General features: G+C 47.0%; 20 protein-coding genes. All 20 read left to right on the top strand.

Annotated elements, in window-relative coordinates; all coding sequences use genetic code 11:
* Position 1 precedes the first annotated feature (1 nt).
* Positions 2-271 (top strand): RNase P modulator RnpM, encoded by a 270-nt coding sequence (gene rnpM / locus VJ374_RS10095; protein ID WP_023468682.1) that lies wholly within the window; start codon positions 2-4, stop codon positions 269-271.
* The gene (locus VJ374_RS10090) at positions 264-566 is read left to right on the top strand and encodes a YlxQ family RNA-binding protein (RefSeq protein ID WP_023468681.1); all 303 of its coding nucleotides are present in this window, start codon (positions 264-266) and stop codon (positions 564-566) included. The genes rnpM and VJ374_RS10090 overlap by 8 nt, the downstream gene beginning before the upstream one ends.
* 15 nt (positions 567-581) lie before the next feature.
* Entirely contained in the window at positions 582-2,753 is a 2,172-nt protein-coding gene (infB, locus tag VJ374_RS10085; protein ID WP_035407064.1) for a translation initiation factor IF-2, read from the top strand.
* Positions 2,754-2,792: 39 nt separating this feature from the next.
* The gene (gene rbfA, locus VJ374_RS10080) at positions 2,793-3,134 is read left to right on the top strand and encodes a 30S ribosome-binding factor RbfA (RefSeq protein ID WP_035407069.1); all 342 of its coding nucleotides are present in this window, start codon (positions 2,793-2,795) and stop codon (positions 3,132-3,134) included.
* A 50-nt stretch (positions 3,135-3,184) separates the two neighbouring features.
* Positions 3,185-4,093 (top strand): tRNA pseudouridine(55) synthase TruB, encoded by a 909-nt coding sequence (gene truB, locus VJ374_RS10075; protein WP_329468769.1) that lies wholly within the window; start codon positions 3,185-3,187, stop codon positions 4,091-4,093.
* A 16-nt stretch (positions 4,094-4,109) separates the two neighbouring features.
* On the top strand, positions 4,110-5,039 hold the full coding sequence (locus VJ374_RS10070; RefSeq protein ID WP_035407075.1) for a bifunctional riboflavin kinase/FAD synthetase: 930 nt from the start codon (positions 4,110-4,112) through the stop codon (positions 5,037-5,039).
* A 123-nt stretch (positions 5,040-5,162) separates the two neighbouring features.
* Entirely contained in the window at positions 5,163-5,432 is a 270-nt protein-coding gene (rpsO, locus tag VJ374_RS10065) for a 30S ribosomal protein S15 (protein ID WP_023468676.1), read from the top strand.
* A gap of 138 nt (positions 5,433-5,570) precedes the next feature.
* Positions 5,571-7,790, top strand: coding sequence for a polyribonucleotide nucleotidyltransferase (gene pnp / locus VJ374_RS10060; RefSeq protein ID WP_290751315.1), 2,220 nt, complete (start codon positions 5,571-5,573; stop codon positions 7,788-7,790).
* A 74-nt stretch (positions 7,791-7,864) separates the two neighbouring features.
* Complete coding sequence (locus VJ374_RS10055) at positions 7,865-9,097, top strand: M16 family metallopeptidase (RefSeq protein WP_035407082.1); 1,233 nt, start codon at positions 7,865-7,867, stop codon at positions 9,095-9,097.
* Positions 9,098-9,156: 59 nt separating this feature from the next.
* Complete coding sequence (locus VJ374_RS10050) at positions 9,157-10,620, top strand: UDP-N-acetylmuramoyl-L-alanyl-D-glutamate--2,6-diaminopimelate ligase (protein WP_329468768.1); 1,464 nt, start codon at positions 9,157-9,159, stop codon at positions 10,618-10,620.
* Entirely contained in the window at positions 10,617-11,876 is a 1,260-nt protein-coding gene (locus tag VJ374_RS10045; RefSeq protein ID WP_290751309.1) for a lipid II:glycine glycyltransferase FemX, read from the top strand. Before VJ374_RS10050 ends, VJ374_RS10045 begins: the two co-directional genes overlap by 4 nt.
* Positions 11,876-12,538: a M15 family metallopeptidase gene (locus VJ374_RS10040; RefSeq protein WP_329468767.1), complete on the top strand. Its 663-nt coding sequence runs from the start codon at positions 11,876-11,878 to the stop codon at positions 12,536-12,538. The genes VJ374_RS10045 and VJ374_RS10040 overlap by 1 nt, the downstream gene beginning before the upstream one ends.
* 153 nt (positions 12,539-12,691) lie before the next feature.
* Positions 12,692-14,356, top strand: a complete 1,665-nt coding sequence (locus tag VJ374_RS10035) for a ribonuclease J (RefSeq protein WP_023468670.1) — start codon at positions 12,692-12,694, stop codon at positions 14,354-14,356.
* A 68-nt stretch (positions 14,357-14,424) separates the two neighbouring features.
* Positions 14,425-16,572 (top strand): DNA translocase FtsK, encoded by a 2,148-nt coding sequence (locus VJ374_RS10030; RefSeq protein ID WP_329468766.1) that lies wholly within the window; start codon positions 14,425-14,427, stop codon positions 16,570-16,572.
* A 317-nt stretch (positions 16,573-16,889) separates the two neighbouring features.
* Positions 16,890-17,903, top strand: coding sequence for a BMP family lipoprotein (locus VJ374_RS10025; protein WP_329468765.1), 1,014 nt, complete (start codon positions 16,890-16,892; stop codon positions 17,901-17,903).
* Positions 17,904-18,125: 222 nt separating this feature from the next.
* Complete coding sequence (locus VJ374_RS10020; RefSeq protein WP_035407101.1) at positions 18,126-18,845, top strand: GntR family transcriptional regulator; 720 nt, start codon at positions 18,126-18,128, stop codon at positions 18,843-18,845.
* Positions 18,846-18,975: 130 nt separating this feature from the next.
* Positions 18,976-20,049, top strand: a complete 1,074-nt coding sequence (locus VJ374_RS10015; RefSeq protein WP_035407104.1) for a BMP family lipoprotein — start codon at positions 18,976-18,978, stop codon at positions 20,047-20,049.
* 65 nt (positions 20,050-20,114) lie between these two features.
* Complete coding sequence (locus tag VJ374_RS10010; protein ID WP_035407107.1) at positions 20,115-21,644, top strand: ABC transporter ATP-binding protein; 1,530 nt, start codon at positions 20,115-20,117, stop codon at positions 21,642-21,644.
* Complete coding sequence (locus VJ374_RS10005; RefSeq protein WP_035407110.1) at positions 21,641-22,711, top strand: ABC transporter permease; 1,071 nt, start codon at positions 21,641-21,643, stop codon at positions 22,709-22,711. Before VJ374_RS10010 ends, VJ374_RS10005 begins: the two co-directional genes overlap by 4 nt.
* Positions 22,711-23,670, top strand: a complete 960-nt coding sequence (locus VJ374_RS10000) for an ABC transporter permease (protein WP_329468764.1) — start codon at positions 22,711-22,713, stop codon at positions 23,668-23,670. Before VJ374_RS10005 ends, VJ374_RS10000 begins: the two co-directional genes overlap by 1 nt.
* Positions 23,671-23,798: the final 128 nt, after the last annotated feature.

The following is a 23,798-nucleotide window of genomic DNA, read 5'->3' as shown; positions in this document are numbered from 1 at the left end:
CGTGCAAAAAAAGGTACCATTACGAAAGTGTGTCATCACACAAGAAATGAAACCGAAAAAAGAGTTGATTCGTGTCGTCCGAACACCTGAACAAGAAGTCGTCATCGATTTAAATGGTAAGATGAATGGGCGGGGTGCCTATTTATCGAAAGATGCGGCAGTTATTGCGACGGCGAAGAAAAAACGGACGCTTGATCATCATTTAAAGGTCAAGACGACAGATGCCTTATACGATGAATTGCTTGAAATCGCGGGAGGTACAAATGAGTAAATGGGAATCCCTTCTCGGTCTCGCGAATCGAGCTAGAAAAGTGACGACGGGAGAAGAACTCGTACTGAAAGAAGTACGAGGAGGGCAAGCGAAGCTTGTTCTTTTAGCAGCAGATGCGGGGGCTGCCACGCGTAAGAAAGTCACAGATAAATGTACGAGTTATCAGGTTCCTTACCTAGAAGTCGCCGACCGGACGATTCTCGGTCAAGCATTAGGAAAGGATGCGCGTGTTGTCGTGTCAGTCAATGAAGCCGGATTTGCGAAAAAGCTAACTGAACTCCTCTCGAACGACTAATTGGAGGTGGATCCTTTGGGTAAACGTGTATACGAATTCGCCAAGGAACAAAATGTAACAAGTAAGCAGGTCATCACCCAGCTTGAAAAGCTGGAGAAACCAGTCAAGAATCATATGGCAGTATTAGATGAACAGACAGTACAGCAACTCGATCAAGTATTTAATCCCGAGAAATATCGGGCTCAAAAGACGGAGGCTCCAAAACAAGTGAAATCAGATAATAAACCGAACCGACCAGGAAGTACAAACAAACCAGCAGGTAACCAATCACGTAACAGCAAAGGCGGACGCCCAGAATTCGGCAACCGTAACAACCGTGGCGGCAAACGTCGTCCGAACCAAAAGAAAGCAGAACCGCGTAAACTTGAAGTAGCGGATCCGAACTCGAAGTCGAGTCAACGTAAAGCTGCTCGCCGTGCACAAGAAGAGGCGATGGCAAACGTCGTTCAATACTCTGACAACTTGACAGTCGGTGAACTCGCTGAAAAAATGGCGAAAAAACCGAATGAACTGATCATGAAATTGATGGGTCTCGGTGTCATGGCGAACATCAACCAAGATCTTGATGACGAGACAGTGGAACTTCTCGCGACAGAGTTCGGCTTTGAAGTCGAGAAGACAGTCCAAGTCGATGAGACGGACTTTGATCAGTACGAATTGAATCTCGACCAGTACGAATTGTCTGAGCGTCCACCGGTCGTTACGATCATGGGGCACGTTGACCACGGTAAAACGACATTGCTTGATTCGATTCGTAACACGAAGGTCACTGCAGGCGAAGCTGGCGGGATCACACAGCACATCGGTGCTTACCAAGTTGAGATCGACGGCAAGAAAATTACGTTCCTTGATACACCAGGTCACGCGGCGTTCACGACAATGCGTGCACGTGGAGCAGATGTCACGGATATCGCGATCATCGTCGTTGCAGCGGATGACGGTGTCATGCCACAGACGGAAGAAGCGATCAGCCACGCGAAAGCAGCTGGCGTTCCAATCATCGTTGCTGTCAACAAGATGGATAAAGAAGGCGCAAACCCAGACCGTGTCAAACAAGAATTGACAGAGTTCGAACTCGTTGCAGAGGACTGGGGTGGCGATACGATCTTCGTACCCGTTTCAGCACTTAAAGGTGACGGCATCGATGAATTGCTCGAAATGATTCTTCTCGTTTCAGAAGTACAAGAATACAAATCAACACCAGAAATGAACGGTCGCGGAACAGTCATCGAGGCGAAACTCGATAAAGGACGCGGTCCAGTCGCGACGCTTCTCGTACAACACGGGACACTTCGTGTTGGGGATCCAATCGTTGTCGGTCACACGTTCGGTCGTATCCGGGCAATGGTCAACGATATCGGTCGTCGTGTTAAAGAAGTTGGACCATCGACGCCAATCGAAATCACAGGTTTGAACGACGTACCGAAAGCAGGCGATCAATTCTTCGCATTCGAAGATGAGAAAAAAGCCCGCCAAATCGGTGAAGCGCGTTACCAGCGTGAAATCGAAGCACAACGTCGTGATTCGGCGAAAGTCAGCTTAGAAGATCTCTTCGATCGTATTAAAGAAGGCGAAGTCAAGGACCTCAACATCATCATCAAAGGTGACGTACAAGGTTCAGTTGAAGCCTTAGCCGGTTCATTGAAGAAAATTGATGTCGAAGGTGTTAAAATTAACATCGTACACTCAGGTGTCGGTGCCATCACGGAAGGTGACGTCATCCTTGCTTCGGCAGCGAATGCGATCATCATCGGATTCAACGTTCGTCCGGATGGTAACGCGAAATCAATGGCGGATCAGGAGAAAGTCGAAATTCGTCTTCACCGGATCATCTATAACGCAATCGAAGAAATCGAGCAAGCGATGAAAGGTCTTCTTGATCCTGAATTCGTTGAAAAAATCATCGGTCAAGCTGAAGTCCGCGATGTCATCAAAGTATCGAAAGTCGGTACGATCGCAGGTGGATATGTCACAGAAGGTAAGTTGACGCGTGATGCAGGCGTCCGTGTCGTTCGTGACAGTATCGTCATCTACGAAGGAAAACTCGATACACTTCGTCGTTTCAAAGATGATGTCAAAGAAGTCGCTACTGGCTATGAGTGTGGAATTAAGATTGAAAAATATGATGATATCAAAGTCGATGATGTCATCGAAGCGTTCATCATGGAAGAAGTCAAACGGAAGTAACAGAACGGAATCCATTCTTCCGAACTGGAGGGAATAACTATGAGTTTACGCTCGAATCGTGTCGCCGAACAGATGCGTAAGGAAATTACGCAATTGCTCATCAAAGATGTCAAGGATCCTCGCGTCAAGACGATTACCGTCACAGGTGTCGAAGTGACAGGAGACTTACAACAAGCGACGATCTTCTACTCGGTCCTCGGTGACGAAAAAGCACGTGAGGATGCGCGCATCGGTCTCGAAAGATCAAAAGGCTTCATGCGCAAGGAAATCGGATCGCGGATTCGTCTACGGAAAACACCTGAACTATTGTTCGAGGTCGATTCTTCTGTCGAATACGGATCACGCATTGATGAGTTGCTTCGGAATTTGAACAAAGATTAACATCTAAGGCAACCACGTGTGTGGTTGCCTTTTTTCAAGGAGGAAATAACGTGGAACCCATCGGAGTATTACCGTTAGATAAACCAGCGGGTATGACGAGTCATGATTGCGTCTTTCGTCTACGTCGCTTGTTTCAAACGAAAAAAGTCGGACATACTGGTACGCTTGATCCGGAAGTAACGGGTGTCTTACCGATTTGTCTCGGTCGAGCGACGAAGCTTGCCCGCTTCATCACAGATGAAGGAAAGCGCTACGCGGCGGAAGTGACGATTGGCTTTGCAACGACAACGGAAGATGCGCACGGGGAAACAGTTCGCGAAACAGCGGTTGAACCGGGAACTATTACCGAGGAAGCAATTGAGGACATCTTGACTCAATTGACAGGAGAGATCGAGCAGACGCCACCGTATTATTCAGCTGTTAAAGTGAACGGGAAGAAACTATATGAATATGCACGAAAAGGCATTGAAGTCGAACGACCGACACGAATCGTCCGCATCGATCGATTAGAACGGACATCGGACCTTGTGTTCGAAGGTGATCTTTGTCGTTTCCGTCTTGATATCGCTTGTGGAAAAGGAACGTATATTCGGACATTAGCAGTAGAAATCGGAGAACGACTTGGTTACGCGGCACACATGAGTGAACTACGCCGGACAGGCTCTGGTGCGATTGCTGAGACGGATACAGTGACTCTTGAGACACTCGAATCGTATGAGACGGTCGAAGAACGGATGCAACACGTTCTACCGATTGAACACGTCATCCAAAAATGGCCACGCTTGACGGTCGATGCGTCGACTGCACAGCGTGTGTTGAACGGAGCAAAGCTGACAAGCATTCCAGTCGAATTCGAGCTGTTTACTGTCTATAATGAAGAAGACGTACCTTTAGCGCTATATCGACGTCTTCCAGAAGAACAGGTAGCACGCGTTGAGGTCATGCTACAAATCGATTAAGATCGGAGAGAGCATCATGGACATCATACATTTAACATATCCGGAACAACCTCAAAAAGACCCTGCTGTCATCGCACTCGGCTTTTTTGACGGTGTACATCTCGGACATCAGCAAGTCATCGCAGCAGCACTAAAAGAAGCGGAGGCTCGTCGCCTGCCTTTGGCTGTCATGACCTTTGATCCCCATCCGAAACAAGTGCTTGGTAAAGGGGATGAACCAGTCCACTACATCACGCCGCTTGAACGCAAATTAGAGAAACTCGAGCAGCTTGGTGTCGATCGTGTTTATGTGATTGAGTTTACGATTCCTTTCTCGGAATTATCACCGCAAGCTTTCGTCGACGAATATCTGATTGCGTCTGGAGCAGAACACGTCGTTGCTGGATTCGATTATTCCTACGGTCGCTTCGGAGCCGGCAAAATGGCGACGCTTGATTTTCATAGTCGTGGCACATTTACGCATACCGTTGTAGCAGAATTCCAAGAAGAAGCTGAAAAGATCAGCTCAACCCGGATTCGTCGTTTACTTGCTGCAGGAGAAGTCGAACCGGCTGCACGTTTGCTTGGAGAACCCTACCAAATCAAAGGCACGATCATTCACGGTGACGCACGCGGACGGCAAATCGGTTTCCCGACAGCCAACATGCGACCGGAATTCGCCTACGTCATTCCGAAACTTGGTGTGTATGCGACATTCGTTCGCTTAGCAGACGGTCGCCGGTTCAAGGCGATGACGAATGTCGGGAGACGCCCAACGTTCTATGAGACGGGAGACGTCAGTATCGAGACGCATCTTCTTGACTTTGATGAAGATCTTTATGGTCAAGAATTGACGCTTGAATGGATCGCTTACTTACGCGATGAAAAAGCCTTCAACGGTATCGATCAATTGAAAGAACAATTGGCACGGGACCGCGAAGAAGCAAATGTACAATTAAGCGTTTGACAGTACGGACAGGGTTCGTTATGATAGGTCAGTACGATCACGTACAGCCGATTCACTTGGCATCTGGTCTCACCATCCGATGCTCGGGAATACGGTCATTTATAAGATGGAGGTGGAGTGACAATGGCACTCACAAAAGAACGTAAAAACGAAATCATCGAAGCATATGCTACGAAACAAGGCGATACTGGTTCGCCGGAAGTACAAGTTGCTGTTTTAACTGAACAGATCACAACTTTGAACGATCACTTACGTACACACAAAAAGGATCACCACTCACGTCGTGGTCTCTTGAAAATGGTCGGTCGTCGCCGTAACTTGCTCACATACCTTCGTAACAAGGATGTTGCACGTTACCGTTCGTTGATCGAGCGTCTTGGTCTCCGTCGCTAATCCCGACGAGAACGAGGTAGGGAAGCAGGAGCATCGTCTCCTGTTTCTTTTTTTTGCCGATTCATGGACTTTTTGCGCAAGAACCTACATAATTAGATTTGAATGAAAAAACGGATAGCAGTGAGAGGAGATTTGTGCATGTCACAAACAAAACAGACGTTTTCGACCGAACTCGGTGGACGTCCATTAACGATTGAAATCGGTCAATTAGCAAAACAAGCGAACGGAGCAGCATTGATTCGCTACGGTGATACAGCCGTTCTTGCTACGGTCGTTGCATCAAAACAACCAAAGGACTTAGATTTCTTCCCATTAACAGTGAACTATGAAGAAAAATTATATGCGGCAGGGAAAATCCCAGGTGGATTCCTTAAACGTGAAGGACGTCCAGGAGAGAGCGCGATCTTGACTTCGCGTCTGATCGACCGTCCAATCCGTCCATTATTCCCGGATGGTTTCCGTCACGACGTACAAGTGGCGACGACGGTTCTTTCGTCAGATGCTGACAATTCACCAGAAGTCGCTGCGATGATCGGGGCTTCGATTGCGCTTTCGATCTCGGATATTCCATTCGACGGTCCAATCGCAGGCGTGACGATCGGTCGCGTCGACGGAGAATTCGTCGTGAACCCGACTTCAGCGCAAATGGAAGTCAGCGACATCGACCTTCAAGTTGCTGGAACAAAACATGCCGTCAACATGGTTGAAGCAGGTGCGAAGGAAGTATCGGAACAAGCAATGCTTGAAGCGATTTTACTTGGACACGATGTCATCAAGGAAATGATCGCGTTCCAAGAAGAAATCGTCGCACAAGTCGGTAAAGAGAAGTTCGAATATACGGTATCAAGCTTCGATGAGACAATCGTCAATCGCCTGAAAGCAGAAGCATTAGCAGAAGTCACACAAGCGGTTCAAGTTGAAGAAAAACAAGCGCGTGACATTGCTATCAACGAAGTCATCGCAAAATACATCGAGTTGTATGCAGCTGACGAGTCTGTCACAGCAGAGCAACTGGCAGAAGTATCAGGCGTGCTCAACAAGTTCGTCAAAGACGAAGTCCGTCGTCTCATCACGGAAGACAAAGTTCGTCCAGATGGTCGTGGTCTTGCTGAGATCCGTCCGCTTGATTCAGAAGTCGGTCTCTTGCCACGTGCACACGGTTCAGGTCTGTTCACACGCGGTCAGACACAAGTCTTGTCTGTAGCGACACTTGGTGTTGCGGGTGACGCTCAAATCATTGATGGACTTGGTCTGAAGGAAGAGAAACGTTTCATGCACCATTATAACTTCCCACCATTCTCAGTTGGGGAAGCACGTCCGATGCGTGCACCAGGTCGTCGTGAAATTGGTCACGGGGCACTCGGAGAACGCGCACTTTTACCAGTTCTTCCGAATGAAGTTGATTTCCCGTACACGATTCGTCTCGTATCAGAAGTGCTTGAGTCGAACGGTTCTTCATCACAGGCTTCCATCTGTGGTTCGATCCTTGCCATGATGGATGCGGGTGTTCCATTAAAAGCACCTGTCGCTGGTATCGCGATGGGCTTGATCATGGAAGGCGAAAATTACTCGATCTTGACAGATATCCAAGGGATGGAAGATCATCTCGGAGATATGGACTTTAAAGTCGCTGGAACTCACGAAGGTGTCACAGCTCTCCAAATGGATATGAAAATTGGCGGAATCACGCGTCAAATTCTTGAAGAAGCACTTGAACAAGCACGTCTTGGTCGTCTGCATATTCTTGAGCATATGCAATCTGTCATTGCTGAACCGCGTGTCGAATTGTCGCAATACGCGCCGAAAATCGTCACACTTAAAATCAATCCAGATAAAATCCGTGATGTCATCGGACCTGGTGGTAAAGTCATCAACGGTATCATCGATGAGACAGGCGTTAAGATCGACATCGATCAAGACGGAACAGTCTTTATCGCTTCGACGGATCAAGCTGGCATCGATCGTGCCCGTCAATTGATCGAAGATATCGTCCGTGAAGTCGTCGTCGGTGAAGAATTCGATGGAACGGTCCGTCGCGTTGAGAAATTCGGTGCATTCGTCGAATTGTTCAAAGGAAAAGACGCACTCGTCCACATCTCGGAACTCGCACTTGACCGTGTTGGTCAAACGGAAGATGTCGTTAAACTTGGAGATAAGCTAAAAGTCCGTGTCACAGAAATCGATGACAAAGGACGCGTTAACGCGTCGCACAAAGTCCTGCTCGTCGAAGGATTAAGCGAAGAAGACCGTGCCGCATACGAAGAAAAGAAAAAGACAGAGCGTGAGAACCGCCCGCCACGCCGGGATCAGGGTTCACGCCCACCACGTGACGGACAACGTCCACCACGTCGTAACTAATGAATCCAAGGTGGCTCGACGGTGCAGAGAATGCAACGAGAGCCACCTTGTTTCCTATATTTGGAGGAATTACTATGATCGAACGGATACAACTAGAAAACGGGGTTCGACTAATCGTTGAACGGATGCCAGAAGCACGCAGCGTCGCGACCGGAATCTTCATTCAAGCAGGAAGTCGGACGGAACAGATCGAGGAGCATGGTATCAGTCATCTCATCGAGCATATGATGTTCAAAGGAACAAAACGCCATACGGCAAAAGAGATTGCGGTTTATTTTGACCGACTTGGTGGAAATATTAATGCGTTCACGAGTAAGGATCAAACGTGTTATTACGTCAAGACATTAGATGAACATGCAGGTGAAGCCTTTCAAGTGTTGGCGGACATGTTCCTCGAATCGACGTTCGATGCGGAGGAACTAGAAAAAGAGAAAAAGGTCGTCATTGAAGAGATTAAAATGTACGATGACACACCAGATGATCTCGTCCATGAGTTATTAGCTGTTGCGGCTTACGGAGAGGATGTCATGGCTCGTCCGATTCTTGGAACGGAAGAGAGTGTGCTTCGGATTGATCGTACAATGATTGAACAGTATCTCGAAGAAGCATATGCTCCGGATCAAATCGTCATTTCCGTTGCCGGAAACGTCTCAGACGAGTTGATTACGCAGATTCAAGAGCGGATGTCGATCCTCATATCACGATCGAAGACCCGTGAGACAGCGTCACCAAGGTTACAAAATGGTGTGATTCGTAAGGAAAAGGATACGGAACAGGCACATATTTGTTATAATTTCCGTGCGATTCCTTCTGCTGATCCACGATTGCCTGCCCTCGCCTTACTCAACAATGCATTCGGTGCGACGATGTCGAGTCGCTTGTTCCAATCAATCCGAGAGGAACGCGGTCTTGCTTATTCAGTCTTTTCCTATTACACGACGTTTGACGATCATGGCACGTTCACGATTTATGTCGGTACGTCTCCGGAATCAGTCGAAGAGGTCGAACAGGTTCTCGCTGCTGAGATTGATCGCTTGAAGCGGGACGGACTATCCGCTAAGGAACTCGAAGATGGCATTGAACAGCTAAAAGGTTCTCTGATTTTAGGAAACGAAGGCACATCGAGCCATATGAACCGAAATGCCCGAAATGAGTTGCATCTGCATCGTCACCCGTCACTCGAAGAAGTACTAGCGGATGTAGAACGAATTCGTCCATCGGACATCGAAGGGCTGATTGAGCACATCTTTTCGGAGGAACCGGCAAAGGCCTATATTCTTCCGGCAGACCAGGAAGAGGAAGCATGACAGCAGAACGGAATAGATGAAACATATGAAATGACGATGTCGAGAAAGAAGGAATACCGTTGAATTTAGCTGAACTGATTCAAGTCATACAGACGCAAAAAATCGAACGAATGGTAGAAGTGGACGTCACGTCCATCACGACCGATTCACGGGATGTTAAACCGGGAACATTGTTCGTCGCCATCAAAGGGTATACTGTTGATGGACACGACTATGCCAAACAGGCAGAAGCACAAGGAGCGGTCGCAATCGTTGCGGAACAACCGGTCAATGTGTCGATTCCTGTCATTCTCGTTCGTAGTACATCACGTGCCATTGCCGAATTGGCTGGCAAATTCTATGATTATCCTTCTGAAAAGATGCGGATGATTGGTATTACAGGAACGAACGGGAAAACGACGACGACGACGATTGTCCGTGATATATTAGCGCACCTTGGTCGGAAAACGGGTATCATCGGAACGGTCGAAGTCAAGATTGGTGACCGCGTCGTACCAAGTCGCAATACGACACCACAAAGCTCCGAATTACAAGCATTTTTGCATCAAATGCATAAAGAAGATGTCCAAGACGTCATCATGGAAGTCTCTTCGCATGGACTAGAGCTTGGTCGAGTAACGGGTGTCGATTACGACATTGCGGGATTCACGAATCTGACGCATGATCACCTCGATTTTCACAAAACGTTTGAGAACTATGCGCGTGCCAAAGGATTGTTATTCGCACAGCTCGGACAACGGCTGTCGACAGAGAAAGTCGCGGTCTTGAATGCCGATGATCCGACGAGCGAACTGTACGAAATGATGACAGGTGCTCGTGTCATGACGTACGGTATCGACAACGCAGCTGACCTCCGAGCAACAGCGATTGAACAGTCACTTCAACAAACGACGTTCACGATGATGTACAAAGAAGAACAAGTCGACGTCACGGCGAATTTCATCGGTCGCTTTAACGTCTACAATCTGTTGCTTGCGACAGGGATCCTCTTGTCTTGCGGATACGACCTAACGACGATTGCAGGAGCGATTTCAGCAATCCGTCCGGCAAAAGGTCGGATGCAACGCTTACCAATCGAAGGATATAACGTGTATGTCGACTACGCGCATACTCCTGACGGCATTGAACAGTGTCTGAAAGCACTCGTTGACGTACCGAAGGAAAAGATCGTCTTCCTGATCGGGACAGGTGGAAACCGCGACGTGACGAAACGACCGAAGATGGGCGAACTGGCTTCGACCTACGCAGGAACCGTCGTCATCACGACGGATGATCCACGATATGAAGCATATGAGTCAATTACATCCGGCATCGCCAAAGGGATGACCCACGATCAGTTCATTGAAATCGGTGATCGGGAAGAGGCCGTGCGTTATGCAGCACGACTCGCACGACCAGATAATATCGTCATCTTAGCCGGTAAAGGTCATGAAAAATATCAAATCATTGGGGATGAGAAAATCCCTCTCGATGAGGAAGTCATCGTCAAAGAGATGATACGGCAAATGGAGGAACAGAAGTGACTTATCAACCAATCGTTGTAACCATAGATCAATTTGAAACATTCGTAAAAACACATCCAAAAGGCGACTTACTTCAGCTTCCAGCATGGGGAGAAGTCAAAAGCGCGACAGGATGGACACATGAACGGATCGCGGTCGGAACAACTTCTGGTGAGATTGCCGGAGTTGGTCTGCTCTTGTTTAAGAAAGTACCGAAGCTACCGTTCACGCTTTGTTATGCACCGCGCGGTTTCGTCGTCGATTATACGGATACGGACGCACTTCGTGCTCTTCGTGATGAAGCGATACGTGTCGCAAAACAACAGAAGGCGATTGCGATTAAATTCGATCCGAACGTCGAGCGGGAAGAATATCCAGGTCTGTTACAGGAGATGCAAGGACTTGGCTTCAAACATAACGGTTTTGGCGGCGGTTTTGACTACGCGCAACCACGCTTTACGATGGAGACGAATCTTGAAGGAACAGAAAAAGAGATCTTCGACGGTTTCCATTCGAAGTTCCGCTACAACGTCCGTCTTGCTGAACGCAAAGGGATCGTATGCGAACAAGCGGATCGTGAAGGACTCAAGACATTTGCGAAGCTGATGGTCGAGACGGGCGAACGGGATGGGTTCTCGATCCGCGGTCTGGATTATTTCGAGAATCTGTATGATCATCTCCATCCAAAGGGTGATGCGGTCTTGTTTTTGACGAAACTTGATGTCGTACGTGCTCTTGAGAATACGGAAGCCTTATTACTTCAAGCCGATAAGGAACTCTCGAAGATTCACCGTCAGCTTGAGAAAGAGACGGCTGAGAAGAAGCTAAAAAGCTTAAACAATCGCTTGGAGCAGACGACAGCACAAATCGAAAAAGCAGAGAAGTCGAAAACGGAACTGATGACGATTGCTGCCAAACATCCAAACGGTGTCATCCTGTCTGGTGGTCTTTTGACGCTTGCTGGTCGTCGTTCCTATTACTTATATGGAGCCTCATCGAACGAGTACCGGGAATTCATGCCGAACCATTTGATGCAATGGACGATGATGCAATATGCGAAAGAACATGGTGCGCTCTCCTATGACTTCGGTGGAGTCAGTGGTTCGACCGACCCGGATGATCATTACGCGGGACTCTATGCCTTTAAATCTGGGTGGGGCAGCCGAATGATTGAAAAAATCGGTGAGTTTGATTATGTACTCAATCGTCCGCTCTATCTGTTGCTTGAGACGGGGTTACCGATTCTACAAAAACTTCGGAAGAAGCTTCGCCGCTGATGAAACGGGGAACAATCTTCGGTTGGATCGTATTTTTATTGACGATGTTTGCGATTGGATTGTTTCTTGCGGCATCCATGAACCGGATGCCGACGATTTTGATGGACCAACCGGAACTCGGGATTGATAGTTGCCCACGAGACGTAGCAGGGGAAAACCGTTTGATCAATGCAAGCGAGGCGAACCTGAAGCGTCTCCATCCAGCTGTCGAGGCAGGGGCAAAGGATCTGATCCGTGTTGCACATTCTTGCTACAATATCGATATCAAGATCACGCAAGGGTACCGCTCGATCCAGCAACAGAACACACTTTTTGAACAAGGGCGTTCTGAGGCAGGTGAAGTCGTCACGAATGCACGAGGCGGTGAATCGATGCATAACTACGGACTTGCAATTGATTTCGTGCAACTCGTAAATGGACAGATTTCGTATGATCTTGAGTATGATGGGAATCGGTCAGGGAAAAGTGATTGGCGTGAAGTCGCTGATATCGGGAAAGCACTCGATTTTGAATGGGGAGGCGATTGGAAGCGATTCGTCGATTACCCTCATTTTGAGATGACGTTCGGGTATTCGCTCGACGAACTGAAGGCTGGTGAACGTCCAAGCCGTTCGGAAAAAGCGAAACGAACAGAAGAAGTCGAAGATTTGTTGAATACATGATTAACGTCATTCCTGGAGTAATGTGGCAGGAATGACGTTTTTTTTAGATTTCCTAGTCCGATTGTTGGCAGATTGTGAAAATTCGGCTAGAATAGTGATAGTGATAAGTGGACGGCTCACGAAAAGTGAATATGAATTATAGGAGGTCATGTCGTGTCAAAGAAGAAGACGGAAAAAGTAAGCGTCTTTGCTCTTGGTGGCGCCGGTGAGATCGGTAAGAACATGTACGTCGTCGAACTCGACGAGGACATCTTCGTCATCGATGCCGGGTTAATGTTCCCAGGAGATGAGATGCTTGGAATCGATAAAGTCATTCCAGACATCAGTTATTTAAAAGAAAACAAAGAGCGGATTCAAGGGATTTTCATTACCCATGGTCACGAGGATCATATCGGGGCACTCAGTTACGTCTTGCGTGACTTGAAGGTACCTGTTTACGGAACACGTTTGACGCTCGGTTTGATTGAACACAAATTAAAAGAAGCCGGTTTATTGAAAAAGGCAGATCTTCGTCCAATTGATGCCAAGACGAAATTAACCGTTGCAGGTCATTTTATTACGTTCTTCCGGGTCAACCACTCGATTCCGGATGCAGTTGGGGTTTGTATTCAAACGTCTCAAGGTGCCATCGTTCATACGGGGGATTTCAAGTTCGATTACACACCAGTCGATGGAAAACAAGCAGACTTCGGGAAAATTGCAGCGATTGGTCAACGGGGCGTACTGTGCTTGCTGTCTGACTCGACGAATGCAGAGCGACCAGGGATGTCTGGGTCAGAATCGATTGTCGGTTCTGAATTGAACGACGTCATTTATGAAGCGCCGGGTCGTGTGATTGTAGCTTCATTCGCTTCGAACATTCATCGTCTACAACAAGTGTTTGCAGCAGCAGAAGCGAACAATCGAAAAGTAGCGGTCGTCGGTCGTAGCATGGTCAACAACGTTGAAGTGGCACAGCGTTTGAATTACTTACGCTTCAAGCAGAAAACATTGATTGATCTATCTGACATCAATCGCCTCGATGATAACCAAGTCGTCATCTTGACGACAGGATCTCAAGGTGAGCCAATGGCAGCCTTGACACGAATGGCACGTAACGCACACAAGCAAGTCAATATTCGCTTGAATGATACGGTTGTCGTCGCGGCTTCCCCAATTCCAGGTAACGAGAAGTCGGTTTCGAAAACGATCGATCTCTTATTCCGTGCGGGTGCGAATGTTATCTACAACCAACGGAAAGTACACGTTTCCGGTCACGGTCATGCGGAAGATCTGAAGCTGATGCTCAACTTGATCAAACCGAAATTCTTCCTACCGATTCACGGAGAATTCCGGATGCAAAAGGCACACAGTCGTCTCGCACAGACGGTTGGCGTCAATGCGAACAATATCTTCATCATCGAGAATGGAGATGTCGTTGAGTTTGAGAAGCGTAAAGCACGGATGTCACGGAAAGTGAACGCCGGAAACGTCTTGATCGACGGAATCGGTGTTGGTGATGTCGGAAACATCGTCCTTCGTGATCGTCGCTTGTTGTCACAAGATGGTGTCGTCCTCTGTGTCATTACGATTAGCCGAAAAAACAAAACGATCGTCTCGGGACCCGAAATCATTTCTCGTGGATTCGTCTATATGCGTGAATCAGAAGATATGATCAATGAAGCGAACCGAATCGTCGCGAAACAACTACAAGGTAAATTAAACGGAGAATTGGATTGGACGGAGATGAAGTCGTTGATTCGAGATAAACTCAGTGCTTATCTCTATGAACAGACGAAACGCCGCCCGATGATTCTTCCAATCATCATGGAGATTTAACAAACGAGCGGCTCAGATTGACCAATACCTGGTCCACTGAGCCGTTTTTTTATCAGGAGGGATGACGTATGGCGACGACGAAACGAAAAACCGTACGAAAAAAAACGCCGCCACGGAAACGACCGGCAGCGAAGAAACAACGTCAGCCGATTGCGTATCGTACATATGCGACCATCATCGCAATCGTTTCACTACTTGCCTTCGTTCTCGCATTTGGGGAATTCGGGAAAGTCGGACTGGCGCTAGCTGATGGAGGAGAACGATTAATCGGTCAGTTCGGTTCCTTATTATACGGCGGGATAGGTGCCGTGCTACTCTTGCTACTATCGAACGCGTCACGGGCTCAGAAATGGGCATGGTCGATGCTACTAATGGGTTCAGTCGTCTGGATTGATCTAATGCTCGGAGCACCGCGTGGTATTCTCAATGGATGGCTCTATCAAAACGCAGCATATTACATTTCAAGTAGCGGTGCCTTCTTGATTGGTCTGTTCTTCATCGGCGCAGCTGTTCATCTACTACACCCTTCATTTTATGGAGAGCTATGGCTTGGACTGCGGGAACGCGCAGAAGAATTTCGTAATCGTGAACGGACACCTCGTCCTCGGATCGAAAAAGACCTGACACCGAAACCGGTCCGCGAGAAAAAAGCAAAGACGTTGCGACCAGCAACTGTTGAGGAACCAATCGAAACAGAGCAAGAAGCAGAGGATCCTTCGGTCAACATTCAAGACGTTCCAATTATCGGCTTTACGGATCACGTTGAACCGCAAGCAGCGGAGACACAAGGACCACTGACGATGACGGAGACACCGGACGGATATCAATTGCCGTCGCTTGATTTATTAGCAGAGCCGACGTCCAAAGACTTATCGGGTGAGAATAAGCGACTAAAGGATAATGCGACGAAATTGATTGCGACCTTAAAATCGTTCGGGATCGGAGCGAAAGTGTTGAAGATTCATCTCGGACCAAGTGTCACGAAGTATGAGATTGAACCAAAACAAGGTATCAAGCTTAGTCGGATCACAGGACTCGCCGATGATTTAGCGCTTGCGTTAGCGGCGAAAGATATTCGAATCGAAGCACCGATTCCTGGTAAAGCGGCTGTCGGAATCGAGGTGCCAAACCGTGAAGTCGCCATGGTATCACTTCGAGAAGTGTTAGGAGCGGAGAGCGTTCAATCCGACAATGATCGTTTGCTCGTCGCACTCGGACGAAGCATTTCTGGTGAGACGGTGACAGCAAAGCTGAATAAGATGCCACACGTCTTAGTTGCCGGTTCGACCGGTTCCGGTAAATCGGTCTGCATTAACGGGATGATCGTCTCAATTTTGATGCGAGCTCGACCGGATGAAGTCCGCCTGATGATGATTGACCCGAAAATGGTCGAATTAAACGTCTACAACGGTATTCCTCATCTTTTGGCACCGGTCGTCACCGATCCGAAAAAGGCGGCGCAGGCGTTAAAACAGGTCGTCTCGGAAATGGAACGTCGTTATGAGATTTTCAGTCAAAACGGAGCGCGCAACATCGAAGGCTACAATGCACTAATCGATAAGATGAACGCAGAGGAAAAAGTGCATCAACGATTACCGTATATTGTCGTCATCGTTGATGAGTTAGCCGACTTGATGATGGTCGCGTCAAACGAAGTTGAAGATGCAATCATGCGACTTGCACAAATGGCGCGAGCAGCTGGGATTCACATGGTTATCGCGACCCAGCGACCAAGTGTTGATATCATCACTGGTGTCATCAAAGCGAATATTCCGTCACGTATCGCCTTCAGTGTGTCGAGTGCGACGGATTCACGGACGATCCTTGATACGGGAGGTGCTGATAAATTGCTTGGACGAGGGGATATGTTGTTGCTCGGTAACGGCATGAACAAACCCGTCCGTGTACAAGGTGCGTTCTTATCAGACGAAGAAGTCGAGAAGGTTGTCAATCATGTCATCAGTCAACAAAAAGCGCAGTATGTTGAAGCGATGATTCCAAAAGATGTACCTGAAGGTGAAACAGAGGTCGATGACTCACTCTATGATGAGGTCGTCCAGTTCATTCTGACCCAAGAGACGGCATCGACGTCGATGATTCAACGAAAGTATCGTATCGGCTACAACCGAGCTGCCCGGTTGATTGATGCTCTAGAAGAAAATGGTCTGATTGGTCCTTCTGAAGGATCAAAACCACGCCGCGTCATGGGACGTTAATCAAGAATCACGGTATCCACCGTGATTCTTTTTTATTAAAATAATGGATATATATGGATGAACGTATAATGTGCTCAAAAAAATGACACAGGAGTCGTATATGAGATGAGAAAATTAGAAATGAAAGGAAGGAAAAAAGACAAAAATAAAATAAAATCGCTTTCATGAAAATAGTTGTCAGACGTCTGTTGATTTTCAATATTTTTTTTGGCATACTCAGACATATGAGTGACCGACCTTCAACATGAGGGCTGGGAGCGACTTTTTCACAAATAGATAATGAAAGCGCTCTCATAAATGCAGAGGAGATGGATGATATGAAGAAAAAACAGGTAATCGTATCGATGATGTCAGTAGCAACAGTTGGACTTGCAGCCTGCGGCGGTTCAGGTGAGAAAGCTGACCAAAAAGATCAGTTCTCTGTCGCTATGGTAGCGGATAAAGGTGGAATCGATGATAAATCGTTCAACCAATCAGCTTGGGAAGGTCTGCAAGCGTACGGTAAAGATAACAAACTCAAGCAAAATGAAGGGTTCTCTTATTTACAGTCTAAATCACAACAAGATTATCAACCGAACTTGTCACGTCTTGCACGTGGTGGAGAAGATCTCGTTTTCGGTATCGGGAATACATTCAATGAAGATGTTAAGACCGTAGCAGATCAATTCAAGGATACACAATTTGCAATCGTTGATAATGTCGTTGAAGGGAAAAACGTCACATCGATTACATTTAAGGAAAATGAAGGGGCGTATCTTGCAGGGATCGTTGCTGCTATGGAGACGAAAAAAGATCACATCGGTTTCGTCGGTGGCATGAAAATGGACGTCATCGAGCGGTTCCGAGCTGGTTTCGAAGCTGGAGCGAAATCCGTCAATCCAAAAATCAAAATCGATGTTCAGTACGCAGAGGACTTCGCAGCACCTGAAAAAGGTCAAGCCATCGCAGCCGGCATGTACGGTAAAGGAGCGGATATCATCTTCCCAGCAGCAGGCGGTACAGGAAATGGTGTCTTCACAGAAGCGAAGAACCGTAAGAAAAATGGAGAAGATGTATCGGTCATCGGTGTCGACCGTGATCAAAAAGAAGAAGGTATGCCGGAAGACGTGACGTTAACATCGGTCATCAAACGTGTCGACCGCGCAGTTGAAGATACAGCTAACGCAGCGAAAGAGGGAAAACTCGAAGGTGGTAAAACGGTTCGTTATGGTCTGAAAGAAGACGGCGTTGATATCATCCCATCTGAAAAAATCTCGAAGAAGACGATGACTGCGCTTGAGAAAGCAAAAGCGGCTGTCGTTTCAGGGAAAATCGAAGTACCTGAGCAATAAGCGTTGAAAAGGTAAAGGGCATTCTTAGGTAGAATGCCCTATTTTCTTCCATTATTGATTACGTTATGAAAAGGGTTACAAAAGCGCCAGAAGTCAGACTTCTAACCTGTTACAAAATGATTGCAGGATTGTGTTAAGCGTCATATACTTATCTTGGCTGGAGTTCTCATACGTCAGAAGTCTGAGCACTGGTTACAACTAGATAGAGGATGGAGATGCGTCATGTCGATTAAACTAGATCATCGTTTGCTTTATTTACGTGTGATTGAAAAAATCAAGTCAGACATCGATGACGGCGTTTACAAGGAAGGCGAGAAGCTCCCTTCAGAGTTTGAACTTTCAAAGCAACTTGGCGTCAGTCGAGCTACTCTTCGAGAGGCATTACGAATTCTTGAAGATGAGAACATTGTCATCCGTAAACACGGTGTCGGTACGTTTATCAATGCAAGACCACCGTTTACTTCTGGTATCGAGGAGTTATACAGCGTGACAGAGATGATCGCGCGCGCAGGCATGATTCCGACCTCAGAAGTGCTATCATCCGAGATGGTCCAACCGACTGAACGCGACCGAGAACGCTTTCAACTTGGTCCGGATGAATTGGTATATCGAATCGAACGAATCCGGCTCGCAGGAGATGTTCCTGTCGTCTATTGTATCGATAAGATTCCAAGCCATTATATTAAAAATGAAGAGCAGTTCACCTCTTCGACATCATTGTTTGATGCTTTAGAAAAAGAACTCGGACGACGTGTCACACATGCTGTGACGCATATCGAGCCGCGTATTGATCCGAAAATCGCTGAACAATTACATACGGACCAACCTCTGCTCGCTTTGCGTCAGACGCATTATGATGAGCTCGACCGTTCCGTTCTTTTTTCAGCGAACTATTTCCGAGCAGATAAGTTCGATTTCCACGTCATCCGTAAACGTGTGTGAGCCATTGTTTTAGGATGAATACTGAAAGCGCTTCCCGTCAAAACCTACGTAACGCTCCTCATCGCCAGCCTCAGGTGCTAGACGTAGTCTTGAACTTTGTATGACCATATTCGAAAGGGGATTTTTCCAGATGAAAAAGAAGTCACTTCTCGCATTAGCAGCAACAGGTTTAGCAATGAGTTCCGTCCTTGCAGCATGTGGTGGCAACGACGATTCGAAAGATTCAGGTAGCGGCAGCAAATCAGAAGGCTTTAAAGTAGGTATGGTTACAGATACAGGCGGCGTGGATGATAAATCATTCAACCAATCTGCTTGGGAAGGTATCCAAAAGTTCGGGAAAGACAATGACTTAAAAGAAGGTACTGGCTATAAATATCTCCAATCTGCAAAACAATCAGACTATCAACCGAACCTTCAGCAATTAGCACGTGCAAAATACGACTTAATTCTCGGGATTGGTTTCTTGATGGCTGAAGATATCGGTAAAGTAGCGGATCAGTTCAAAAAGAACAACTTCGCACTCGTTGACCAAGTCGTCGATAAACCAAACGTCGCTTCAATCGTCTTCAAAGAAAACGAAGGTTCGTTCCTCGTTGGTGTCGTTGCAGGTCTAACGACGAAAACAGATAAAGTTGGATTTGTCGGTGGTGTCAACTCGGACTTGATCAAAAAGTTCGAAAGCGGATTTAAAGCAGGTGTTAAAGCGGCTAACCCGAAAGCGGAAATCGAAATTCAATACGCAGAAGATTTCAACGCTGCAGAAAAAGGACAAGCAATCGCTTCAGGTATGTACGGTAAAAAAGTCGACGTCATCTATCACGCAGCTGGTGGTACTGGACAAGGGGTATTCACAGAAGCGAAAAACCGTAAAAAGAACGGTGAAGATGTTTGGGTTATCGGTGTAGACCGTGACCAAGTCGAAGAAGGTATGCCAGAGAACGTCACATTGACATCGATGGTCAAACGTGTGGATACAGCAGTAGAGCAAGTCGCGAAAGACACGAAGGACGGCAACTTCCCAGCAGGTAAAGTCGTTGAGTTCGGTCTAAAAGACGGCGGTGTCGATATCGCTCCTTCAAAAGACAACGTCTCAAAAGAAGCACTCGACAAAGTCGAAGAGTACAAAAAACAAATCATCGATGGTGACATTAAAGTTCCATCGACTGACGACGAGTATAAAGAGTACGAAGCGTCACTTAAATAATAATGAAAGCGGGGGTCGCTAGCATTGCGACTCCCCTTTTAAACTAAACATGGGAGTGGATTTTCTTGGAATACGTCATTGAGATGCTGAACATCAGAAAAGAGTTTGGCAATTTCGTCGCAAATGATAATATCACGCTCCAGCTTCGGAAAGGTGAGATTCACGCTTTACTTGGTGAAAACGGTGCCGGAAAATCGACGCTGATGAACGTCTTATTTGGTTTGTATCAGCCTGAGGCTGGAGAAATTCGTGTACGTGGTGAAAAAGTCAATATTACGAGTCCGAACGTCGCGAATGATCTTGGAATCGGCATGGTGCACCAACACTTCATGCTCGTTCAAAATTTCACTGTTACTGAAAACATCATTTTAGGTGCAGAGCCACGTACAGGGATTAAGATTGATCGTGCATCGGCGCGTGAAAAGGTACGCCAGATTTCTGAACAGTATGGTCTTGCTGTTGATCCTGATGCAAAAATCGAGGATATTTCAGTCGGAATGCAACAACGTGTTGAAATTTTGAAGACGTTGTACCGTGGGGCAGACATCTTGATCTTTGATGAACCATCTGCTGTTTTGACACCGCAAGAGATCAAAGAATTGATTCAAATCATGAATCGCTTGATTGCGGAAGGAAAGTCGATTATCCTCATTACGCATAAACTGAAAGAAATCATGGAAGTAGCTGATCGCTGTACGACGATTCGCCGTGGTAAATATATCGGCACGGTCGATATTGATGAGACGATGACACAGTCGCGTCTTGCTGAAATGATGGTAGGTCGTGAAGTCAACTTTAATGCGGAGTATTCCAAGGCAACTCCACAAGAACTCGTTCTCGATATCAAGAATCTAGTCGTCAAGGACGGTCGTGGCATCAAAGCAGTCGATGGATTGAATCTCGACATTCGTGCCGGAGAAATCGTTGGAATTGCAGGAATCGACGGAAACGGACAAACGGAATTGATTGAAGCCATTACAGGTCTTCGTAAAGCAGACAGTGGCGAAATCTTCCTCAACAACAAATCGATTAAAAACCTGAAGCCACGGAAAGTAACGGAATCAGGTGTCGGTCATATCCCGCAAGACCGACATAAACATGGACTTGTCCTTGATTATTCGATTGGACATAACATGGTCTTACAAACGTACTACAAACAACCGTACTCAAAAGCAGGCATCATGAACTATAAACAAGTCATGGAAAAAGCCAAAACGCTCATCGAGAAGTTCGACGTCCGAACTCCAAGTCCAGAGACGTTCGCTCGTGCCTTGTCTGGTGGTAACCAACAGAAGGCGATCATCGCGCGTGAAGTCGATCGTTCACCAGATTTGCTGATTGCGGCTCAGCCGACTCGTGGTCTGGATGTTGGGGCAATCGAGTTCATTCATGAACAATTGGTTCTTGAGCGCGAAAAAGGTCGTGCTGTCTTGTTGATTTCATTCGAACTCGAAGAAATTCTGCAAGTCTCTGACCGGATTGCCGTGTTATATGAAGGAAAAACAGTGGCCTTCTTGGATCCGAAAGAAACGAACGAAATTGAGCTTGGCTTCCTGATGGCCGGCGGCAAGAAAGAGGAGGTAGGTCATTCATGAAGTTAGAGCGTTTTTACGGCATCCTCATTCCGATTCTTTCCATCGTGCTTGGGATGGTCGTCGGGGCAATCGTCATGCTCATTGGTGGGTATGATCCGATTGCTGGGTTTGATCAATTATTCTATGGTATTTTTGGCGAACCGTACAGCATCGGTGAAACATTGCGTGCGGCGGCTCCATTGATCTTCGCGGGTCTTGCTGTCGCGTTTGCTTTTCGGACAGGACTTTTTAACATCGGTGTCGAAGGTCAAGTGCTCGTCGGCTGGATGGTTGCAGTCTGGATTGGAATCAAGTTTGATTTGCCGACAGTTGTTCATTTACCACTCGCTTTGATTGGAGCAGGTTTAGCAGGTGCGCTTTGGGCATCGATTCCTGGTATCTTAAAAGCGAAATTCCACGTACATGAAGTCATCACGTCGATCATGATGAACTATATCGCGTTATACGTCACGAACGATATTTTACGTCACGTCATCGGCATTACGAATGAGCGGACGGAGACAATCAAGGAATCAGCATCACTTGCGTCGCCGTTCTTACAAGAGATCACGGATTTCTCACGTCTTCATAACGGAATTTTCATCGCAATCATCGCTGCACTCGTCTTCTGGTTTATTCTTTGGAAAACAACACTCGGTTATGAACTTCGAGCTGTTGGATTCAATAAGAATGCTGCTGAATATGCAGGGATGGGCGTTAACCGCAATATCATCTTATCGTTCGTCATCTCAGGTGTGTTCGCTGGTCTAGCTGGGGCGATGGAAGGTCTTGGGACGTTCCAAAACATGACGCTGAACGCGTCCTTCACTGGTGTTGGATTCGACGGGATCGCGGTTGCCTTGTTAGGTGCGAATAATCCGATCGGCGTCGTGCTCGCTGCATTGTTATTTGCAGGACTCAATATCGGTGGTCTGTCGATGCAACAGATTGGTATTCCACCGGAACTGATCAAAATTATCATTGCGTTCATCATCATCTTCGTGGCTTCTGGATACGCGATTCGTCTCGTCATCGAGAAGTTCGCAGTTAAGAAAGAATCTAAAAAAGCGAAAGGAGCCGGTCAATAATGGGTTTTCTTGAAGTACTTTATATCATCGTGCCAATCGCACTTGCCTATTCGGCTCCGTTGATCATTGCAGCACTTGGCGGCATTTTCAGTGAGCGTTCTGGCGTCGTTAACATCGCGCTAGAAGGTTTAATGGTCATGGGTGCCTTCACGGGTGTCGTCACGGCATTGACGCTATCAAAAATGGGCTTGGGTGCTGCGAGTCCTTGGCTTGCGATGCTCATTGCGATTGTCGTCGGAGCAGTTTTCTCGCTCTTCCTTGCGATTCCGGCAATCCTTTTCCGGGCTGATCAAACGGTTCTTGGAGTTGCGATCAACTTGCTTGCAGTCGGTCTTGCCATCTTCCTCGTCCGGGCGCTTTACAAAAAAGGACAAACGGATTCGATTCCAAACCGAATCTCAAAAGAGAACGTGCCATTCTTGTCTGATATTCCTGTGCTGAAGATGTTCTTCGCGAACGTCTACTACACATCGTATATCGCGATCATCCTTGCCTTCGTCGCGTGGTACATCATTTTCAAGACGCCATTTGGTCTTCGTTTACGTTCTGTCGGGGAACATCCGATGGCGGCAGATACAATGGGAATCAACGTCACGAAGATGCGTTTCATCGGTGTCATGATCTCTGGTGGTTTCGGTGGTCTTGCTGGTGCTGTTTATGCGACATCGATCTCACTGAACTTCAGTGTCACGACGATCCTCGGTCAAGGGTTCCTCGCGATTGCGGCGATGATCTTCGGAAAATGGAATCCACTCGGGGCTATGGGTGCTGCACTATTCTTCGGATTCGCTCAAGCGATTTCAATCATCGGTCAGCAATTGCCGTTACTCGATCAAATTCCGCAAGTGTATCTATTGATTGCACCGTATCTCTTGACGATCCTAGCACTCGCTGGTGTCGTTGGTCGGGCGGATGCACCAAAAGCTGTTGGTGTACCATATATCAAAGGAAAACGCTAAATTTTTTACCACTTAGAAACCGGATGTTGCCAAATGGCGACACCCGGTTTTTTTAATGATTGATAGATATATCGCGTGAATAAAAGACCAACAAAAAAAGATGTTTCGCAAGGAAACATCTTTTTTTA

The sequence above is a fragment of the Exiguobacterium sp. 9-2 genome (assembly GCF_036287235.1).
Lineage (GTDB): Bacteria > Bacillota > Bacilli > Exiguobacteriales > Exiguobacteriaceae > Exiguobacterium_A.
The sequence above is the reverse complement of the archived record's forward strand: the minus strand, read 5'-3'. Positions and strand labels throughout refer to the sequence as shown.